Source organism: Serratia ureilytica, from assembly GCF_013375155.1.
In the GTDB taxonomy this organism is placed as follows: domain Bacteria; phylum Pseudomonadota; class Gammaproteobacteria; order Enterobacterales; family Enterobacteriaceae; genus Serratia; species Serratia ureilytica.
The window spans coordinates 293,480-312,121 of sequence record NZ_JABXOF010000004.1 but is presented as its reverse complement, the minus strand read 5'-3'; the positions used below and the strand labels follow the sequence as shown (position 1 = coordinate 312,121).

The following is an 18,642-nucleotide window of genomic DNA, read 5'->3' as shown; positions in this document are numbered from 1 at the left end:
GCCCGCAGAGCGGGTTACATCGTCGGCTGCACCATCAGCTGGCCGGCGGTGCCGCGATCGGCCATCTCCAGCGTCTGGCTGTAATACAGGAACGGGAAGTGTTCGGAGGTGGATTGGTTGAAATACACCAGCAGCTCGACGTCGCCATCGACCCAGACGGTATCCTTCCAGCCGCGATCTTCCGCCATCGGCTGCGCGCCGTTGACGCGTTTAATCAGGAACTGCACGCCCTGAATATGGAACGACTGCGGCGTATCCGCATGAATGTTCCAGCGTTCCCAGGTGCCTTGCTGCGCCTGTACGTCGATGCGGTTCATGTCCCAAATTGCGCCGTTGATGCCGACGCCGCCGTCGCCCAGACGGAAATCGCGGGTGCGGCTGGCGCTGCCGTCCAACAGCTGATCCGCCAGCAGGCGCATCGGCAGGTTGTCGGTCACCAGCGGCAGCAGGCCGGTCGGGCGCAGCGTCAGCACCTGGGTGGACACCAGAATGCTCGACGGCTCGAACAGGCCGCGCAGGCGATCCATGATGCCCGCCGCTTCACCGGCGGTGATGGTCACCTCGTCGCCCTTCGACATGTCGATCAGCACTTCCCGGCGCTCGCCCGGCGCCAACGACAGCTGCTGCACCGCAACCGGCGCAGGCAGGAAGCCCTGATCGCTGGCGATCACGTTGAACGGCCGCCCGTCGCTGAGCTGCAGGGTATAACGCCGCGCGTTGGAGGCGTTGAGCAAACGCAAACGCACCCAGCCGCGCGACACGTCGACATACGGGTTTTGCACGCCGTTGACCAACAGCGTATCGCCGACGAAGCCGCCCTGCGACGGCGCATCGTATTGCGGCGTGCCGAAGTTATCGAAGCGTTTGTCCTGAATGATCAGCGGGAAATCGTCGACGCCGTAGTGGTTGGGCAGCGGCAGCGCTTTGCTGACGGCATCCTCCACCAGCCACAATCCGGCCAGCCCGTTATACACATGCGGCGCCATGCGGTTTGGCGTATTGGCGTGGTACCAGCAGGTAGCCGCCGCCTGACGAATGGGCAGCACCGGCGACCAGTCGACGTTGGGCGACATCATGCGCGGCGCGCCGCCCATCAGCGTGCCCGGCACCTGCAGACCGCTGATGGTCATCGCCACCGGCTCCTGCAGGCGGTTGCTGTAGATCAGTTTGACGTCGTCGCCGCTGTAAACCCGCACCGTCGGCCCCAGGTACATGCCGTTGATGCCCCACACCGCCGCTTTGCGGTTATCCATAAACGCCCAGTGGGCGCGCTGCAAGGTCAGGAACAGCGGCTGACCGCGGCGAGACTCCAGCAGCGGGGGAATGGGTAATGGGGTCTGCGTTCCGCTCGCCTCAGCCCTCAGCGGCACGGCGCCCGCGCACAGCGCCAGGCCCGATGCCTGTAAAAACTGACGTCGACTGAGTGACATATTTTCTCCATGAAAAGCAATAACTAAACCGTGTGCAAAACCCAAACGCCCGCCAATCAAGATTAGCAGGCGCTCAGGCGTTAACGGCGCTGAACGCCAATTAAAAAACTCTTCTTTGAAGCCGGTAGACTCTTATTTTTTGGCGGCGTTGCGCTGGGCGACTTCGGCGTCCAATTCGGCGATTTTCGCCTCCATCAGCTCGCGGCAATGGGCCGCCAGCTCGCGCACGTTTTCTTTGCCGTATTTGCTGGTATCCACCGGCGCCAACATCTCGACGATCACATGGCCGTTATTCCAGCGATTAAGATTTATATTACCGCTGGTGGTGGATACACAGATAGGCACAATCGGCACGCCGGCGGCGATGGCCGCGTGGAACGCGCCGGTTTTAAACGGCATCAGCCCACGGCCGCGGCTGCGGGTCCCTTCCGGGAACATCCAGATCGAAATGTCTTTCTTCTTGAACTGCTCCGCCACCTGGGCGATGGTGCCGTGCGCCTTGGCGCGATTATCACGATCTATCAGCAGATTACCGGTCAGCCAATACAGCGGGCCGAAAAACGGGATCCACACCAGACTTTTTTTACCGACCGTCACGGTGCGCGGCTGCACGATATTAGAGGCCGTCACCATGTCGTAGTTATTTTGGTGGTTGGCGATATAGATGCAGTTGCCGTTGTTGGCCGCATCGGCCGGCACGCGGGTTTCAACCTTGATGCCGAACAGCGTCGACAGACGGCCGAAAAGATGGCCGAAGGTCGCCACATGGCGAGGATTACGCGGACTGAACAAGCAATAAACCGAACCGAAAATACACACCAGAATACAGAAAAGAGTGGCGAGAACGGCACGCAAAATCAATAACATAACAACCTCATTAGCACACTGCCAACGCAGTTTACTTCGCTGCGCAGATTCCTTTACTCATTATTTGCCGACCAGGCGGAAAGCACGCCTATGTCGCCTGCATTTCTCGCTATTTTCCCGCCAGGCGGCAGTACGCACAATAATTTTATGCGCAGAAATGTTAACTATTTGGAAAATAAACGCCAGCAAAAATAAATAAGGCGGCCACAGCATGCTGCGACCGCCCGTTAACGCTGGTGCCAACGCTTACTCTTCGCTGTCGCCACCCGACGCCCGCACCGGCGCATCCACTTCGACGCGATCGATGCGCTGCAGGCCGCGCGGCAGTTGGGTGCCCTTGCGGCCGCGTTCCGCACGGAACTTCTGCAGATCTTCCGGACGCAGCGTCAGCTTGCGTTTGCCGACGTGCAGCGTGACGGACGCCTGCGGCGGCAGCACGAACAGCCAGGCCAGCTTGTCTTCACCGGCGGCGGCCTGCGCCGCCGGAATGGAGACGATCTTGTTGCCCTTGCCCTTCGACAGCTGCGGCAGATCGGCGACCGGGAACATCAGCATGCGCCCGGCGGCGGTGATCGACAGCAGCATATCGTCTGCGCCGTGGATCTCCATCGGCGGCAGCGCTCTGGCGTTGTCCGGCAGCGTGATCATCACCTTGCCGGCGCGGTTGCGCGCCACCAGATCGTTAAAGGTGCAGACGAAACCGTAACCGGCGTCAGACGCCATCAGCAGCTTCTGATCGTCGGCCGCCATCAGCACCTGCTCGATGGTGGCGCCCGGCGGCGGCGTCAGCTTGCCGGTCAGCGGCTCGCCCTGCCCGCGCGCCGAAGGCAGCGTCATCGGATCGAGCGCATAGCTGCGCCCGGTAGAGTCGATAAACACCACCGGCTGATTGCTCTTGCCGCGCGCCGCGCCGCGGAAGCTGTCGCCGGCCTTGTAGCTCAACCCGGTCGGATCGATGTCATGGCCCTTGGCGCTGCGCACCCAGCCCATTTCCGACAGCACGATGGTCACCGGCTCGGACGGCACGAAGTCGTGCTCGCTCATCGCCTTGGCTTCCGCGCGCTCGGTCAGCGGCGAACGGCGATCGTCGCCGTAGGTCTGCGCATCGGCCTGGATCTCTTTCTTAATCAGCGTATTCAGCTTGCGTTCGGACGCCAGCAGCGCCTGCAGCTGATCGCGCTCTTTCGCCAGTTCGTCCTGCTCGCCGCGGATCTTGACCTCTTCCAGCTTGGCCAGGTGACGCAGTTTCAGCTCGAGGATCGCTTCCGCCTGGGTATCGGAGATGCCGAAGCGCTGCATCAGCACCGGCTTCGGCTCATCCTCGCTGCGGATAATGTGGATCACCTCGTCGATGTTGAGGAACGCCACCAGCAAACCTTCGAGGATATGCAGGCGCTTGAGCACCTTCTCGAGGCGGTAGTTCAGGCGGCGACGCACCGTATCGCGACGGTAGGCCAGCCATTCGGTGAGGATCTCCACCAGCCCTTTCACCTGCGGGCGGTTGTCCAGACCGATCATGTTCATGTTGATGCGGTAGCTGCGCTCCAGATCGGTGGTGGCGAACAGGTGATTCATCACCTGCTCCAGATCGATGCGGTTGGAACGTGGCACGATCACCAGACGCGTCGGGTTCTCGTGATCGGATTCGTCGCGCAGGTCTTCGACCATCGGCAGCTTCTTGGCGCGCATCTGGCTGGCTATCTGCTCCAGCACCTTGGCGCCGGAAACCTGATGCGGCAAGGCGGTGATCACCGCGCTGCCATCCTCTTTCTTCCACACGGCGCGCATGCGCACCGAGCCGCGGCCGCTCTGGTAAATTTTGCGAATTTCATCGCGCGGGGTGATGATCTCGGCTTCGGTCGGGAAGTCCGGCCCCTGTACGAACTCGAGCAGGTCATCGAGCGAAGCGCCCGGCTTGTCGAGCAGCGCCACCGCGGCGGCGGCGACTTCGCGCACGTTGTGCGGCGGAATGTCGGTCGCCATGCCGACCGCGATGCCGGTGGTGCCGTTCAGCAGGATGTTCGGCAGGCGCGCCGGCAACATCTTCGGCTCTTGCAGCGTGCCGTCAAAGTTCGGGATCCAGTCGACCGTGCCCTGGCCCAGCTCGGCCAGCAAGACCTCGGCGTATTTGGACAGGCGCGATTCGGTATAACGCATCGCCGCGAACGACTTGGGATCGTCCGGCGCACCCCAGTTCCCCTGGCCGTCCACCAGCGGATAGCGATACGAGAACGGCTGCGCCATCAGCACCATGGCTTCATAACACGCGCTGTCGCCGTGCGGGTGATATTTACCCAGCACGTCGCCCACGGTGCGGGCGGACTTCTTGAATTTGGCGCTGTTGGTCAGCCCCAGTTCAGACATGGCGTAGATGATGCGGCGTTGTACCGGCTTCAAACCGTCGCCAATGTACGGCAACGCCCGATCCATGATGACGTACATGGAATAGTTCAGATAGGCGTTTTCAGTGAATGTGTGCAGCGGTAAACGCTCTACACCGTCATGAGTCAGATCACTCATTACTCAATTATCCTCAGACCGTGGCTTGGCAATCCCTTGGACGACAAAAGGCATCGCTTGTCGATTCTGCCCACGATAGTAACCCATCTGCAGGGTGGCTGTCACAGTTGGCGCAAGGATCGCCGGCGGCGGCCGGTTGCGCGCTGCGGTTTATGCAAAATTTCGCTGTCTGGCGGCCCGTTTATTGACTGGCAGTCAACACTGTTGTGCGCTGGATCGCATTTTTACTTGCCTGCCTAACGATTACACTCGTCGCCAGCGAGCTGGTTTCCGCCTTTTCGGCGGGAAGCATGCCATATCTTAACTCTGACGGGAGCCGCGAAAGATGAGCAATATCCTGATTATCAACGCTAAAAAACAATTCGGCCATTCCAACGGCGAACTCAACCAAACCCTGAGCGACGTGGCGGAAAGCTTCCTGCGCGATCTGCAGCACGATGTGCAGGTCACCGTGGTTGACGACGGTTATGACATCGAAGCCGAGGTAAAGAAATACCTGTGGGCCGACGCGGTCATCTACCAGATGCCGGGCTGGTGGATGGGCGAACCCTGGATCCTGAAAAAATACATCGATGAAGTGTTCACCGCCGGTCACGGCAGCCTGTATGCCAGCGACGGCCGCTCTCGTTCTGACGAAAGCAAAAAATATGGCTCAGGCGGCCTGATCCAGGGCAAAAAATACCTGCTGAGCCTGACCTGGAACGCCCCGCTGGAGGCCTTCACCGATCCCGATCAGTTCTTCCACGGCGTCGGCGTCGACGGCGTTTACCTGCACTTCCACAAGGCCAACCAGTTCCTGGGAATGGAAGCGCTGCCGACCTTTATCTGCAATGACGTGATAAAACAACCGGATATCGAAGCGGACATCGCACGTTATCGCGAGCATCTGGCGAAAATTTTTGCTTAACTGACGCAGAACATACTCATCAACGAGGTAAGCATGATCACCGTAATCGCAGAAATCAAAGTGAAACCCGGCCACCGCGCCACCGTACTGCAAGCCATTGAAAAGCTGGTGCCGCTGGTGCTGGCGGAAGAGGGTTGCGGCGAATACACGCCGATGGTCGACAGCAATACCCAGGCGCCGTGGCAGAAGCGGTCGCCGGATTCGGTGTTCATGCTGGAGAAATGGGAAAGCATGGCGCATCTGGAAAAACATCTGGCCATTGAGCACATGCTCAAACACCGCGACACCCTCAAAGACAGCGTGCTGGACACCGAGATCTACATTCTGGAAAACGCCCTGTAAGCTCTGCCTTATAACGTTTGCGCGTCGATGTGTGCGCTGACGTAGTCAAGAAAACAGGTGATGCGCGCCGCCAATTGCGTATTGCGGTAATACACCGCATTAATCGGCTGGCGCACGTCCAGCGTCTCCTGCTCCAGCAACGTCACCAACTTGCCCGCTTCCCGATCGCGTCGGGTCATAAAGTCTGCCAGCTGTACGATCCCCTCGCCCCGCAGCGCCAATTGCCGCAGCGTTTCACCGCTGGACGCCGAGATCGTCGGCGTGATGGCGAAATGCGGCGCCTGGCGATAGCGCAACGGCCACTGGTTCAGCGATTCTGGCTGGGTAAAACCGAGCAGACAATGCCGGTGCAACGCCTCCACGCTCTGCGGCGTGCCGTGCTGCTGCAGATAAGCCGGGCTGGCGAGGATGCGCAACCGGCTGGCGCCCAGCGCGCGCGCATGAATGGTCGAATCGCGCAACGCGCCGATGCGAATGGCGATATCCGTGCGTTTTTCCAGCAGATCGATGATCAGATTGTCGGTGTTCAGCTCGAGCGAAATTTGCGGATAACGTTCCCTGAACCCCGCCACCAGCGGCACGATGACGTGCTCCATAAAAGGCGCAGCCGCATTGATCCGCAGTCGCCCGGCCGGCATCTGCCGGCGCACCGCCATTTGTTCTTCGGCATTTTCCACCGAGTTGATGATCGTACGCGCATGGCTCAGGAAGCTTTGCCCCTCTTCGGTCAGCTCCAGGCGACGCGTAGTGCGGCGCATCAGGGTGGTATCGAGCTTATTCTCCAGGCGGCTGAGCGCGCGGCTGATGCCGGAAGTCGTCTGGCCGAGCCGATCGGCGGCGGCGGTGATGGAACCGCTGTCGACCACCGAAGTGAACGCCAGCAATTCTTCGAGCGTGATCTTCATGCATTCCGGCCCAGGTTATCGGGCGCCGCATGAACGCCCTGCGGGAAAGCCGGCCCGGCGTTTCACCGGGCCAGGGTCAGGCTCAGACCGCCAATTCGGCCATGTCGCCCTTGTCTTGCAGCCAGTTGCGGCGATCTTCCGAACGCTTCTTGGCCAACAGCATGTCCATCACCGCCAGCGTCTGATCGACATCATCTTCCGCGACCGTCAATTGCACCAGACGGCGGGTGTTCGGATCGAGGGTGGTTTCGCGCAGCTGCAGCGGGTTCATCTCGCCCAGCCCTTTAAAGCGCTGGACGTTCGGCTTGCCTTTCTTGCGCTTCAGCTGTTCCAGCACGCCGGCTTTCTCTTCTTCATCCAGCGCGTAGAACACCTCTTTACCGAGATCGATGCGGTACAGCGGCGGCATGGCCACATAAACGTGCCCGCCTTTCACCAGCGAACGGAAGTGGCGCACGAACAGCGCGCACAGCAGCGTAGCGATGTGCAGGCCGTCGGAGTCCGCATCCGCCAGGATGCAGATTTTGCCGTAGCGCAACTGGCTGAGATCTTCGCTGTCCGGATCGATGCCGATCGCCACGGAAATGTCATGCACTTCCTGCGAGGCCAGCACTTCGTCCGAGGAGACTTCCCAGGTATTCAGGATCTTGCCCTTCAGCGGCATGATCGCCTGATATTCGCGATCGCGCGCCTGCTTGGCCGATCCGCCCGCGGAGTCCCCTTCCACCAGGAACAGTTCGGTCATGGCCAGATCCTGCGAGGTGCAGTCCGCCAGCTTGCCCGGCAGCGCCGGCCCGCTGGTCAGCTTCTTGCGCACCACTTTCTTGGCGGCGCGCAGACGGCGTTGGGCGCTGGAAATCGCCAGCTCGGCCAGCTGTTCCGCCGCCTGAACGTTCTGGTTCAGCCACAGGCTGAAGGCATCTTTCACCACGCCGGAAACGAAGGCCGCGCACTGACGCGAAGAGAGACGCTCTTTGGTCTGCCCGGCGAACTGCGGATCCTGCATCTTCACCGACAGCACGTAAGCGCAGCGATCCCAGATATCCTCCGCCGACAGTTTCACCCCGCGCGGCAGGATGTTGCGGAATTCGCAAAACTCGCGCATCGCGTCCAGCAGCCCCTGACGCAGACCGTTGACGTGGGTGCCGCCCTGCATGGTCGGGATCAGGTTGACGTAGCTTTCGGTCAGCAGCTCGCCGCCTTCCGGCAGCCACAGCAGCGCCCAGTCCACCGCTTCGGTATCACCGGCGAAATTGCCGACGAACGGCGCTTCCGGCAGGGTGATCAGGCCGTTAACCGCTTCCATCAGGTAGTCGGTCAGGCCGTCCTGGTAGCACCAGCGCTGCTCGGTGTTGTTCACCTTGTCGATGAAATAGATCTCAACGCCGGGGCACAGCACCGCTTTGGCTTTCAGCAGGTGAGTGAGGCGCGATACCGAGAAACGCGGGCTGTCGAAGAACTGTTCGTCCGGCCAGAAGTGCACGCTGGTGCCGGTGTTGCGTTTGCCGCAGGTGCCGGTCACCGTCAGATCTTGCACTTTGTCGCCGTTTTCGAAGGCGATGCCGTAGACGTTGCCGTCGCGGCGCACGTTGACTTCCACCCGCTTCGACAGGGCGTTGACCACCGAGATCCCAACGCCGTGCAGGCCGCCGGAGAACTGGTAGTTTTTATTCGAGAATTTACCGCCGGCGTGCAGTCGGCACAGGATCAACTCAACCGCCGGCACGCCCTCTTCCGGGTGGATGTCCACCGGCATGCCGCGGCCGTCGTCGATCACTTCCAGCGACTGATCGGCGTGCAGGATCACGTCGATACGCTTGGCGTGTCCGGCCAACGCTTCGTCGACGCTGTTATCGATCACCTCTTGGCCGAGGTGGTTTGGGCGCGTCGTGTCGGTATACATGCCGGGACGACGGCGCACTGGTTCTAGACCGCTGAGTACTTCAATGGCATCAGCGTTATAGCTGGATTGAGTCATCGTTGATTATTTTTTCGTGGTTAAAGGGAGGTGCCGGAACGGTCCGTCAGACCGCGTTTAGCCCTAAAAAATCCACAATCTGGGGGAAGTAGTGCTCGAAACCGACGAAGGCGTGGTTTCCACCCGACTCCACCGTTTGCCGACACGCGGTGTAATACGCCACTGCCTGGCCGTAATCGAGAATTTCATCGCCCGTTTGCTGCAGCAGCCAGATTAAATCCGGCGACTCCAAAGGATCGATCTGCATCACTTTCAGATCGTAAACGTGACGAGACTCTAACACATATTGCTGGCCGGTGTAGGGGTTCTCGTTGGCGCCGAGATAGTCGACCAGCAGCTCAAACGGCTTGACCGCCGGGTTGACCACCACCGCCGGCAGCGAAAAACACTGCGACAGCCAGGTGGCGTAATAGCCGCCCAGCGAGGACCCCACCAATCCGAGCGTTTGTCCGGCGCGTTCCAGCACCAGATTTTCCAGCATCTCGGCGGCCTCCGCCGGAAAGGCCGGCAACTGCGGCACCAGCATCTCGATAGCGGGATGGTGTTCGGCCAGCCAGGCCTTGAAGGCCACCGCCTTGGCCGACTGCGGCGAGCTGTTGAAACCGTGCAGGTAGAGCAGTGTCGAAGGCATCAGTATCCATCCGAGTCCATATCGGGGCGGAAATCGTCGTTTTCCAGGCGGAACACCTGCGTCTCGACGCGGCCGTCCGGCAGCAGATCGAGGTAACGCCAGCCGGGGGAGACGTCGTCGATGGTAAAGTTAGTGCAGTGCGGCTTGAATTGCACGCAGGTGGACGGCGTCGCCAACAGACGCCGGCCCTGCCATTCCAGATCCAGATCCTGGTGAATATGACCGCACACCACGGTATTCACCTTCGGGTAGCGCAACAGAATCGCGCCTAGCATATGCGGGTTGCGCAGGCTGTGCTGATCGAGCCAGGTGCAGCCGGAAGGCAGCGGATGGTGGTGCAGCAGCAACAGCGTGTAACGCTCGGGGTGCGCCTGCAGGCAGCGCTCCATCCACTCGAGCTGGTATTCGCTCAGCTCGCCGTGCGGTACGCCGAACACCTGACTGTCCAACATCAGCACCTGCCAGTTATCGCCCAGCAGCACCTGCTTGGAAGGGGCGATGCCGGCGGCGGCCAACGCGTCGACCATCGCCGGTTGGAAATCGTGGTTGCCCGGCAGCCACACGCACGGGGCCGGCAGTTGCGCGATTCCGGCGGCGAAGTGGCGGTACGCCTCCTGCGAATGATCCTGCGCCAAATCTCCCGTGGCGACGATCAAATCGACATCGCGGCGCTGCGCCTGAATGGCGTTCAGCACCGCGTGATAGCTGCGATAGGTATTGATGCCGAGCAACGTCTCGTGTTCGCCGGCAAAAAGGTGGGTATCTGTTATTTGTAGAATCCTGACCGCGGCCCCACTCGCCACGGGCAGTTTAAACAGGCTTTCCAAATGGTGTCCTTTGTTATTTCAGTCTGTCTAACAAACCGGAACCGCCATCGCTCCATGCGCCAAACAGTAGCGCAGCCAATCAGCAAGAAACTGGTTAATTTGATGCTTTTCGTCGCGTTGATGCAACTTTTTATTAGGATAATCATAACGCGCTTTAAAGCGGTAGATCTGCTGACTGGAACACACTTCCGCAACCATGGCGTCATGGTATAACCGCACCGTCATCGCGGGCAGGCTCCAGTAGCTGACCGCCGGAAAGATCTGCTCGATCTCCACCAGCGACGTGTAACGCGTGGACTCAACAATGGTCAAACGATAGCTAGCGCCGTTCACCTGATAAGTCACCGTTTCGCCCGCTTCGTCGTTGCGCGGCAGCAAGCGGCGCAATTGCGCGAAGTTGGTTTCGCACAATCTCATCATTTCGGGGAAATCAGGGGTATAGCGCTGTTTCATTAGTTGGCCCACTCTTTTCTCAACGATTCATGGTGCAACGCCAGCCATTGCAATGCAATCACTGATGCGGCGTTATCGATCGCGCCTTCTTCCACCCAGCGGTAAGCCTGCTCACGGCTGACCACATGGACGCGAATATCTTCATGCTCTTCCGCCAGGCCGTGGATGCCTTCGGCGGTGCCGGCATCCACCTCGCCGACCATGATCGACAAGCGTTCGCTGGTGCCGCCGGGGCTGGCCAGATAGCTCAGCACCGGCTTGCAGCGCCCGACCACCACGCCGGCTTCTTCCTGCGCTTCGCGGCGGCACACGTCTTCGACGCTTTCGCCGGTTTCGATCATACCCGCCACCATTTCCAGCAGCCAGGGCGAATTACTGGTATCGACCGCGGCGATGCGCAGTTGTTCAATCAGCACCACTTCATCGCGCACCGGGTCGTAGGGCAGCAGCACCGCCGCATGGCCGCGCTCGAAAATTTCACGCGTGATTTCAGGACTCATTTCGCCATTGAACAAGCGATGGCGAAACCGGTATAAATTGAGTGAAAAAAAACCACGGTACAGCGTCTCGCGTGCAATAATTTCTACATCTTTTTTATCGAAGGTGACGGGTGACGGCTGCGAACGGTTCATGCGCGAATTCTCCTGCGTGAGTATGCCGATAAAATAAACGGTTTTGATGACAGAAACAGCGGGTCTCACCGCCGCCGCTTTATGTTAGGCTGTTTTTCGCCGCCGGACGCGGCGCGTTTGTGCGCTCGCGGGTAATAGCGGGAAACAATCCTGATTGTCAGCCATAATATCAGCTGCAGTCGGCCCGGGCAGTACGCCAAGGTAAATGGGCGGTCTGAAAGGTAAAAGTTACGTGAGATGGCACATTCAGCCACCTGATGCGTACCGCAGACTCTGCTAGAATCGGCAACTATTTCGTCTATCGTCAGCGCTAACATAGCAATATTGCTGCACAACAAGGAATGCAAATGAAGAAACTGCTCCCCCTTCTTATCGGACTGAGCCTGGGCGGCTTCAGTGCAATGAGCCAGGCAGAGAACCTGCTGCAGGTCTACAAACAGGCCAGGGAAAGTAACCCGGATCTGCGCAAAAGTGCTGCTGACCGCGACGCCGCATTCGAAAAGATCAATGAAGCGCGCAGCCCGCTGCTGCCGCAGCTCGGTTTAACCGCAGGTTACGATTACACCAACGGTTATCGTGACAGCAATGGCGTTAACAGCAACGTCACCAGCGGTTCGCTGGCGTTGACGCAGACCCTCTTCGACATGTCGAAATGGCGCCAGCTGACGCTGCAGGAAAAGAGCGCCGGCATCTCCGACGTCACCTTCCAGACCGCAGAGCAGTCGCTGATTCTCAACACCGCCACCGCCTACTTTAACGTGCTGAAGGCGATCGACACGCTGTCGTACACCCAGGCGCAGAAAGACGCGGTGTACCGCACGCTGGATCAAACCACTCAGCGCTTCAACGTGGGCCTGGTGGCGATCACCGACGTGCAGAACGCCCGCTCGAACTATGACACCGTGCTGGCGGCGGAAGTCTCCGCCCGCAACGATCTGGACAACGCGCTGGAAACGCTGCGTCAGGTCACCGGCAGCTTCTACCCTGAGCTGGCCTCGCTGAATACCGATCGCTTCAGCACCCAGCGCCCGGAAGCGGTGAACAACCTGCTGAAAGAAGCTGAAGCGCGCAACCTGAGCCTGCTGTCCGCCCGCCTGAGCCAGGATCTGGCGCGCGAACAGATCCGCGCAGCCCAAACCGGCTATATGCCGACGATTGACGTCAGCGCGTCAACCGGCATCAGCAATACCAAATATAACGGCTCAAACACCGGCGGCGCGAATGCCGCACGCTACAGCGACTCCGATGCGGGCCAAAATAAAGTGGGCATCAGCTTCAACCTGCCGCTGTACAGCGGCGGCGCGACCAACTCGCAGGTTAAACAAGCGCAGTACGGCTTCGTCGGCGCCAGCGAGCAGCTGGAAAGCGCTCACCGCAGCGTGGTGCAGACCGTGCGTTCATCGTTCAACAACGTTAACGCTTCGATCAGCAGCATCAACGCCTACAAACAGGCGGTGATCTCCGCACAGAGCTCCCTGGACGCGATGGAAGCCGGTTATCAGGTCGGTACCCGCACCATCGTCGATGTGCTGGACGCCACCACCACGCTGTATAACGCCAAACGTCAGCTGTCCGACGCGCGTTATACCTATTTGATCAACCAGCTGAACATCAAGTCGGCGCTCGGCACGCTGAACCAGAACGATCTGCTGCTGCTGAACGGCGCGTTGGGCAAGCCGGTATCGACCGCGCCTGACGCCGTCGCACCGCAAAACCGCGCGCAGGACGCCTATGCGGACGGTTATCAGGACAATGCGCCGATGCAACAGACTGCGGCGCCGGCACCGGCGGCCACTCGCGCATCCGCGCCGGCCGTTACCACCAGCCAACCGGCTCGCCACAGCGGCAACCCATTCCGCAACTGATGTCCGCACGCTGACAAACACGGGGTCCGGCCTGCGCCGCGCCCCGTTTTTTTTGTCCCGATTTTCCCCGCTTCTGCCCGCCGCCTCACAGCCGCCGCTGCGCCAGGTGATATCATCGTCACTCTCGTTTTCGCAGTTGGATGAGGTTCGATGGACAACGATTCACGTTGGCAGCAACTGATTAACGACGGCGAACTGCCGCCGCCGCTGCGCCCGACGCCGGCGGTGTACGCCTCCTGGCTGCGTTGCCGCAGCCTGATGCAGCCCGATGTCTGGCAAGCGCCGCACCGTGCGCAGGGCGCCACCTTCGAATCGATTTGCCGCCGCAAGAACGATCTGCTGACGCTCGGCCAGGCGGCGCTGGAAGACGCCTGTGAATACATGGAGCCGCGGCGTTGCCTGCTGATGATCCTCGACGAGAGCGGCTGCATGCTGTGGCGCTGCGGCGACGCCCAAACCTGGGAACATCTGCAGCAACTGGGGTTCGCCCCCGGCGCTTACTGGGCCGAAGGGTTGATAGGCACCAATGCCCCGGCGCTGGCGGCGGCGGAAGGCCACCCGGTGCGGGTGAGCGGTGAAGAACACGTGCGCCGAGCGCTGCACGGCTGGTCGTTCTGCGCCACGCCGGTCTACGACAACAGCGGCCGCCAGCGCGGCTCGATCGCGCTGGGCTGTCTGCTGGCCGACTGCGCCGCCGGCGATCTGTCGCTGACGCTGGCCATCGCCCGCGAAATCGGCAACTCGCTGAACGCCGACGGCCTGCTGGCGGAATCCAACCGCCATCTGAATCAGCTTTACGGCCTGCTGGACGGCGTGGACGACGGCGTCATGGCCTGGGATCACCGCGGCTACCTGCAATACATCAACCAGCGCGCCGCCGGCCTGTTGAAGCTGGACGAACAGCAGAGCCAGGGCAAGCCGTTGGCGCAGCTGTTGACGCTGCCCGCGCTGCTCAAGCGCGCCATCGCCGATCGCCAACCGCTGCAACACGTCGAAGTCACCTTCGAAAGCCAGCGGCAGTTTATCGCCGCCTTGCTGACGCTCAAGCCGATTTTCGACGGCGATCGCTGCAGTTTCATCGCCCTGCTGCACCCGCTCGAACGGCTGCGCCAATATGTCAGCAGCCAGCTGGGGCGCGTCAGCCACAGCTTCGAACAGATGCCTTCCGCCTCGCTGGAAATGCGGCGATTGATCCGTTACGGGCAGCAGGCGGCCAAAGGCCAGCATCCGATCCTGTTGCGTGGGGAAGAAGGCGTCGGCAAAGAGCTGCTCAGCCAGGCTATCCACAACGCCGGCGAACGCGCCGCCGGGCCGTATATCGCCCTCAACTGCCAACTGCTGCCGCAGGCGCAGGGGCTGCGTGAGCTGCTGGGCAGCGACGCCAGCGAAGAAGAGGCGGGCCAGCTCAGTAAATTCGAATTGGCTAACGGCGGCACGCTGTACCTGGAACAGATCGAATACCTGCCGGCGGAGATGCAGTCGGCGCTGCTGCAGGTGCTGAAAACCGGCGTGGTGATCCGCCTCAATTCCAGCCGGGTGATCCCGGTCGATGTGCGGGTGATCGCCAGCAGCGCCGCCGACCTGCCGCTGCTGGTGCAGCAAAACCGCTTCCGCCGCCAGCTGTTTTACAGCCTGCAGGCGTTCGAGATCCAAATCCCGCCGCTGCGTCAGCGGCTGAGCGATATTCCGCTGCTGGTCAAACACCATCTGCGCACGCTGGAGCAACATTTTCAGTGTCGCTTCCGGGTGGATGACGAGGTGATGGCTCAGCTGGCGCTCTATCTGTGGCCGGGCAACGATTTGGAACTGAAAGGGGTGGTGGAGCGCGCGGCAATGATTTGCCACGGCCACCACATCCAGCTGGCGGACCTGCCGGCGCACCTGCTCGGCCAACCGTCGCTGCTGGAAAGCGATCCGCAGCCCGGCGCGCCGCTGTTGACGCTGACGGACATGGAGCGCCAGGCGATCCTGCGGGCGGCGACCGTCAGCCGCGGCCAACTGACGGAAATGGCGCAGTTGCTGGGCATCGGCCGCACCACGCTGTGGCGGAAGATCAAACAACACGGGATCGACATCCGCCAGTTCAAGCTGCGCGCCTAGTGGCTGAGCTGCAACACCCCACGCGCGGCGTCCAGCATCGCCTTCTGGCCGCTGCGGGTTTTGCTCAGGCAATCCTGCATGCCGACCACCATCGGAATGCCCATCGCCTTCGCCAGAATGGCGCTGTGCGAGAGGGCATTGCCGCCGCTCAGGCAGATGCCGAGCACCAGTCGGCGATCCAGCATCACTACCTCTGAGGGCATCAGCTCATCCATCACCAGTATTGACGGCTCTGCGAGCGCAATGGTCGGCAGCGGCTGCCCCTGCAGGTGGCACAGCGTGCGGCGCAGCATGTCGCGCACGTCCAGTTCGCGCGCCCGCATGTAGTCGTCATCCAACTCGCGGTACTCTTCGGCGATCGCCTCCAGCACCTGCCGCCAGGCCTGCTCGGCGCTGCACAACTGCTGCGCAATGCGGGTGTAAGCCGCCTGCTGCAGATCCGGATCGTCCAGCAGCATGCTGTGGGCGCCGAAGATAGCCGCCTGCGGCTTGCCGATCAGCGTGCCGGTGCGCTCCGCCAGCCGGTTGAGATCGCTCAACGTGTGCTGCAGCGCCTCCCGCAGGCGTTGCTGTTCGCCCAACACCTCGTCCGCGCCGATCCGGCGCTCGGCGGCTGACGGCCAGACACTGCGGGCCTGGAACACCGGCCCGCTGGTGACGCTTTCCGCCACCGGAATGCCGTGCAGCGAGGGCTGCTGCCGCTCGGAGACCGTCTCGCCAAAATGCTGCTCCGCCAGCGTTTTGAACGCCGCCAGCGCCTCGTCCGCCTGCGCGCCGTCGGCGATCAAACGGATGGTGTCGCCGTGGCGCACCTGCAGCAGCGCCAGCTGATTGAGGCTGCGCGGATCGACGCACTGCCCCTGTTTTTCCAGCACCAGCTCGGCCTTGAACGGCGCCAGCGCTTCGACCAGCCGCGCCGCCGGGCGCGCGTGCAGTCCGTGCGGGTTCTGCACCGTCCAGGTTGCGCTTTTGCCCTGCGCCAGCGGCAAGGCCGCGCGCTTCGCCGTAGGTGAAGCCTCGCTCAGCTGCGCCTGCTTGGCCTGCAGCGCCCCCTGCGCCTCCGCCACCACCTGCTCCAGCGAAGCGCCGGAGTTGGCGGCCACCACCGCCGCCAGCGTGCCTTCGATCAGCGGCGCGGCGCACAGCCGCACCTTGGCGGCCAACTCCGGATCCAGCAGATCGAGCGCGGTTTCGGCACTGAGCAGCGCGCTGCCCAGATCCATCAGCACCAGAATGCCATCGCAGTCGGCGACCGCTTCGATCGCCTCCATGACGTTGACCGCGTCGGTACCGATCGGGTGCTCCTCGTCATCCACGCCCGCCGCCAGCGCCAACTTGCAGCCGTCGCCGCGCATCATCTGCCGCGCCAGTTGCTCAACGCCGCGCGCCAGCAACGCGCTGTGCGACACCACCACGATATTAATCATCTCGCCTCCTGCTAACTGCCGGCGACCTCGGCCAGCGTTTTCATCATCAGCATCACCGAAGTGGCGCCGGGATCCTGGTGGCCGATGCTGCGCTCGCCCAGGTAACTGGCACGCCCCTTGCGCGCCTGCATGGTGATGGTGCTCTCCACCGCCCGCTCGGCGCTGTCGGCGGCGCGCTGCAGCGCCTCCGCCACGCTCAGGTTCTGCTGCGCGGACTGGCCGAGGCTTTCCACCACCGGCCACCAGGCATCGCACATGGTCTTGTCGCCCGGCTCCGCCTTGCCGCGCATCACCACGCCTTCCACCCCTTCCTGCATCATTTGATGCAGCTCCGCCAGATCCAGGCTTTGCTTGGCGTTCGCCGCCTGCGCCGCGCGGATGAAGAAGGTGCCGAACAGCGGACCGCTGGCGCCGCCTACGCTCGACAGCAGCGTCATGCCGGTGTTTTTCAGGATAAAGCCGATATCCTTGTCCGCCACCGACGGCAGCTTTTCCACCACCTTATTGAAACCGCGATTCATGTTCAGGCCGTGGTCGGCATCGCCGATCTCGGTGTCCAGTTGGGTAAGAAAATCGCGCTCCCGGCTGAACACTTCGCCGCAACGCATCAGCCAATCGACGACCTGTGGTTTGGTCAACGCCATAATTCCTCCTCAGCAACCCCAACGCAGCGCAGGCGTTTTCACCGGCGCATCCCACAAGGACAACAGTTCGTCGTCCACGTTCAACAACGTGATGGACACGCCCTGCATATCGAGCGAAGTGCAATACGCGCCCACCAGGTTGCGTTCGATGATGATGCCCGCCTCGGCGCAGCGCTCCGCCAGCCGATGGTACACGCCGTACAGCTCGGACAGCGGCGTGGCGCCCAGGTTGTTGACCAACGCGATCACCCGATCGCCGCGCGTCAGCGGCTGCTTGGTCTGCATCTCGTCGCGCCACTCACCCTGTTGGCGATCCCAGACGCGGATCGTGCGCTGATAGTGGCCGTGGTCGATCAGCGTATGGAACATGTCATCCACCGCCGCGTTGAGCGTGGTGAACGGACGGCGCGCAATGCCCGGCTCGCCGTGAATGCCGACGCCGAACTCCATCTCGTTCTCCGCCAGGGTGAACGACGGTTTGCCGGCGGCGGGGACGGTACAGGCGCCCAGCGCGATACCGATCGAATGCCCGTGGTTGTTGATGCGATGCCCCAGCGTCACCACGCTGTCCAGATCGTCGCCGCGCGCCGCGGCGGCACCCAGCAATTTCTCCATCAGCACGGTGTTGGCCACCCCGCGCCGCCCGGCGGTGAACAGGCTGTCCTTGACCGCCACGTCGTCATCCACCAGCACCGTCGCCACCGCGACGCCGCTGTCGTGCAGCAGCTCGGTGGCGGTTTCGAAGTTGAGCACGTCGCCGGTGTAGTTCTTGATCAGCAGCAGTACCCCGGCGCCGCCGTCGATCGCCTGACCGCACTCGTACATTTTATCCGGCGTCGGCGAGGTGAAAATCTCGCCCGGACAGGCGCCGTCGAGCATCCCTTCACCGACGAAACCGCAGTGCATCGGCTCGTGGCCGCTGCCGCCGCCGGACAGAATTGCCACTTTGCCCGCTACCGGCGCGTCGGCGCGGGTGACGAACGCCGGATCCGCATGCACCAGCAACTCGGGATGAGCCTCTGCCAGCCCCTGCAACTGCTCTTCCAACACCGACTCGACCTGATTAATCAGTTTTTTCACGATGGTTTCCTCTGTAAGCCAGGGGCGCGGCGCA

General features: G+C 61.7%; 16 protein-coding genes. 4 read left to right on the top strand and 12 right to left on the bottom strand.

The features are described 5' to 3' along the window. Positions 1 to 14: 14 nt before the first annotated feature. From ftsP to parC, 3 genes are all read right to left on the bottom strand, one after another. Positions 15 to 1,430, bottom strand: a complete 1,416-nt coding sequence (gene ftsP, locus HWW83_RS10325; protein ID WP_033644615.1) for a cell division protein FtsP — start codon at positions 1,428 to 1,430, stop codon at positions 15 to 17. A gap of 132 nt (positions 1,431 to 1,562) precedes the next feature. Continuing rightward, entirely contained in the window at positions 1,563 to 2,297 is a 735-nt protein-coding gene (locus HWW83_RS10320) for a 1-acylglycerol-3-phosphate O-acyltransferase (protein ID WP_004937266.1), read from the bottom strand. A gap of 246 nt (positions 2,298 to 2,543) precedes the next feature. Continuing rightward, positions 2,544 to 4,817, bottom strand: coding sequence for a DNA topoisomerase IV subunit A (gene parC / locus HWW83_RS10315; RefSeq protein ID WP_004937261.1), 2,274 nt, complete (start codon positions 4,815 to 4,817; stop codon positions 2,544 to 2,546). Positions 4,818 to 5,142: 325 nt separating this feature from the next. Here parC and HWW83_RS10310 point away from each other — a divergent pair, with 325 nt between their 5' ends. Further along, positions 5,143 to 5,724, top strand: coding sequence for an NAD(P)H-dependent oxidoreductase (locus HWW83_RS10310; RefSeq protein ID WP_042785391.1), 582 nt, complete (start codon positions 5,143 to 5,145; stop codon positions 5,722 to 5,724). A gap of 33 nt (positions 5,725 to 5,757) precedes the next feature. Continuing rightward, positions 5,758 to 6,066: a putative quinol monooxygenase gene (locus HWW83_RS10305; RefSeq protein ID WP_033644613.1), complete on the top strand. Its 309-nt coding sequence runs from the start codon at positions 5,758 to 5,760 to the stop codon at positions 6,064 to 6,066. Between the two features lie 8 nt (positions 6,067 to 6,074). On the opposite strand, the gene HWW83_RS10300 is transcribed toward HWW83_RS10305, so the two are convergent. From HWW83_RS10300 to nudF, 6 genes are all read right to left on the bottom strand, one after another. Continuing rightward, positions 6,075 to 6,971 carry a LysR substrate-binding domain-containing protein gene (locus HWW83_RS10300; RefSeq protein ID WP_046687822.1) on the bottom strand — a complete coding sequence of 299 codons (897 nt, stop codon included), beginning with the start codon at positions 6,969 to 6,971 and terminating at the stop codon, positions 6,075 to 6,077. 82 nt (positions 6,972 to 7,053) lie between these two features. Beyond that, positions 7,054 to 8,949: a DNA topoisomerase IV subunit B gene (gene parE / locus HWW83_RS10295; protein WP_025304305.1), complete on the bottom strand. Its 1,896-nt coding sequence runs from the start codon at positions 8,947 to 8,949 to the stop codon at positions 7,054 to 7,056. A 46-nt stretch (positions 8,950 to 8,995) separates the two neighbouring features. Next, positions 8,996 to 9,580: an esterase YqiA gene (gene yqiA, locus HWW83_RS10290; RefSeq protein WP_004937252.1), complete on the bottom strand. Its 585-nt coding sequence runs from the start codon at positions 9,578 to 9,580 to the stop codon at positions 8,996 to 8,998. Continuing rightward, a complete protein-coding gene (gene cpdA / locus HWW83_RS10285; protein ID WP_142076077.1) occupies positions 9,580 to 10,407 on the bottom strand; it encodes a 3',5'-cyclic-AMP phosphodiesterase in 828 nt (275 codons plus the stop codon). Before cpdA ends, yqiA begins: the two co-directional genes overlap by 1 nt. A gap of 27 nt (positions 10,408 to 10,434) precedes the next feature. Continuing rightward, complete coding sequence (locus HWW83_RS10280; protein WP_033651295.1) at positions 10,435 to 10,860, bottom strand: DUF1249 family protein; 426 nt, start codon at positions 10,858 to 10,860, stop codon at positions 10,435 to 10,437. Next, on the bottom strand, positions 10,860 to 11,492 hold the full coding sequence (gene nudF / locus HWW83_RS10275; protein ID WP_004937242.1) for an ADP-ribose diphosphatase: 633 nt from the start codon (positions 11,490 to 11,492) through the stop codon (positions 10,860 to 10,862). Before nudF ends, HWW83_RS10280 begins: the two co-directional genes overlap by 1 nt. Before the next feature lie 347 nt (positions 11,493 to 11,839). Here nudF and hasF point away from each other — a divergent pair, with 347 nt between their 5' ends. Then, on the top strand, positions 11,840 to 13,357 hold the full coding sequence (gene hasF / locus HWW83_RS10270) for a multidrug efflux transporter outer membrane subunit HasF (protein ID WP_033644608.1): 1,518 nt from the start codon (positions 11,840 to 11,842) through the stop codon (positions 13,355 to 13,357). A 150-nt stretch (positions 13,358 to 13,507) separates the two neighbouring features. Further along, positions 13,508 to 15,457 (top strand): dihydroxyacetone kinase operon transcriptional regulator DhaR, encoded by a 1,950-nt coding sequence (dhaR, locus tag HWW83_RS10265; protein WP_164119643.1) that lies wholly within the window; start codon positions 13,508 to 13,510, stop codon positions 15,455 to 15,457. Here the strand turns inward: dhaR and dhaM are convergent. From dhaM to dhaK, 3 genes are read right to left on the bottom strand one after another with little or no spacing between them, the layout of a single operon-like run. Further along, positions 15,454 to 16,884, bottom strand: coding sequence for a dihydroxyacetone kinase phosphoryl donor subunit DhaM (dhaM, locus tag HWW83_RS10260; protein ID WP_069100209.1), 1,431 nt, complete (start codon positions 16,882 to 16,884; stop codon positions 15,454 to 15,456). The two genes, dhaR and dhaM, sit on opposite strands and share 4 nt — an antisense overlap. 11 nt (positions 16,885 to 16,895) lie before the next feature. Continuing rightward, positions 16,896 to 17,528: a dihydroxyacetone kinase subunit DhaL gene (dhaL, locus tag HWW83_RS10255; protein ID WP_033644604.1), complete on the bottom strand. Its 633-nt coding sequence runs from the start codon at positions 17,526 to 17,528 to the stop codon at positions 16,896 to 16,898. Between the two features lie 9 nt (positions 17,529 to 17,537). Further along, positions 17,538 to 18,608: a dihydroxyacetone kinase subunit DhaK gene (gene dhaK, locus HWW83_RS10250; RefSeq protein ID WP_033644603.1), complete on the bottom strand. Its 1,071-nt coding sequence runs from the start codon at positions 18,606 to 18,608 to the stop codon at positions 17,538 to 17,540. Positions 18,609 to 18,642: the final 34 nt, after the last annotated feature.

Excerpts from the sequence above, each read along its gene's own strand:
- ftsP (WP_033644615.1), bottom strand. The coding sequence starts at position 1,430 with ATGTCACTCAGTCGACGTCAGTTTTTACAGGCATCGGGCCTGGCGCTG.
- HWW83_RS10310 (WP_042785391.1), top strand. The coding sequence starts at position 5,143 with ATGAGCAATATCCTGATTATCAACGCTAAAAAACAATTCGGCCATTCC.
- parE (WP_025304305.1), bottom strand. The coding sequence starts at position 8,949 with ATGACTCAATCCAGCTATAACGCTGATGCCATTGAAGTACTCAGCGGT.
- hasF (WP_033644608.1), top strand. The coding sequence starts at position 11,840 with ATGAAGAAACTGCTCCCCCTTCTTATCGGACTGAGCCTGGGCGGCTTC.
- nudF (WP_004937242.1), bottom strand. The coding sequence starts at position 11,492 with ATGAACCGTTCGCAGCCGTCACCCGTCACCTTCGATAAAAAAGATGTA.
- HWW83_RS10305 (WP_033644613.1), top strand. The coding sequence starts at position 5,758 with ATGATCACCGTAATCGCAGAAATCAAAGTGAAACCCGGCCACCGCGCC.
- dhaR (WP_164119643.1), top strand. The coding sequence starts at position 13,508 with ATGGACAACGATTCACGTTGGCAGCAACTGATTAACGACGGCGAACTG.
- parC (WP_004937261.1), bottom strand. The coding sequence starts at position 4,817 with ATGAGTGATCTGACTCATGACGGTGTAGAGCGTTTACCGCTGCACACA.
- dhaM (WP_069100209.1), bottom strand. The coding sequence starts at position 16,884 with ATGATTAATATCGTGGTGGTGTCGCACAGCGCGTTGCTGGCGCGCGGC.
- HWW83_RS10300 (WP_046687822.1), bottom strand. The coding sequence starts at position 6,971 with ATGAAGATCACGCTCGAAGAATTGCTGGCGTTCACTTCGGTGGTCGAC.
- yqiA (WP_004937252.1), bottom strand. The coding sequence starts at position 9,580 with ATGCCTTCGACACTGCTCTACCTGCACGGTTTCAACAGCTCGCCGCAG.
- HWW83_RS10320 (WP_004937266.1), bottom strand. The coding sequence starts at position 2,297 with ATGTTATTGATTTTGCGTGCCGTTCTCGCCACTCTTTTCTGTATTCTG.
- dhaL (WP_033644604.1), bottom strand. The coding sequence starts at position 17,528 with ATGGCGTTGACCAAACCACAGGTCGTCGATTGGCTGATGCGTTGCGGC.
- HWW83_RS10280 (WP_033651295.1), bottom strand. The coding sequence starts at position 10,860 with ATGAAACAGCGCTATACCCCTGATTTCCCCGAAATGATGAGATTGTGC.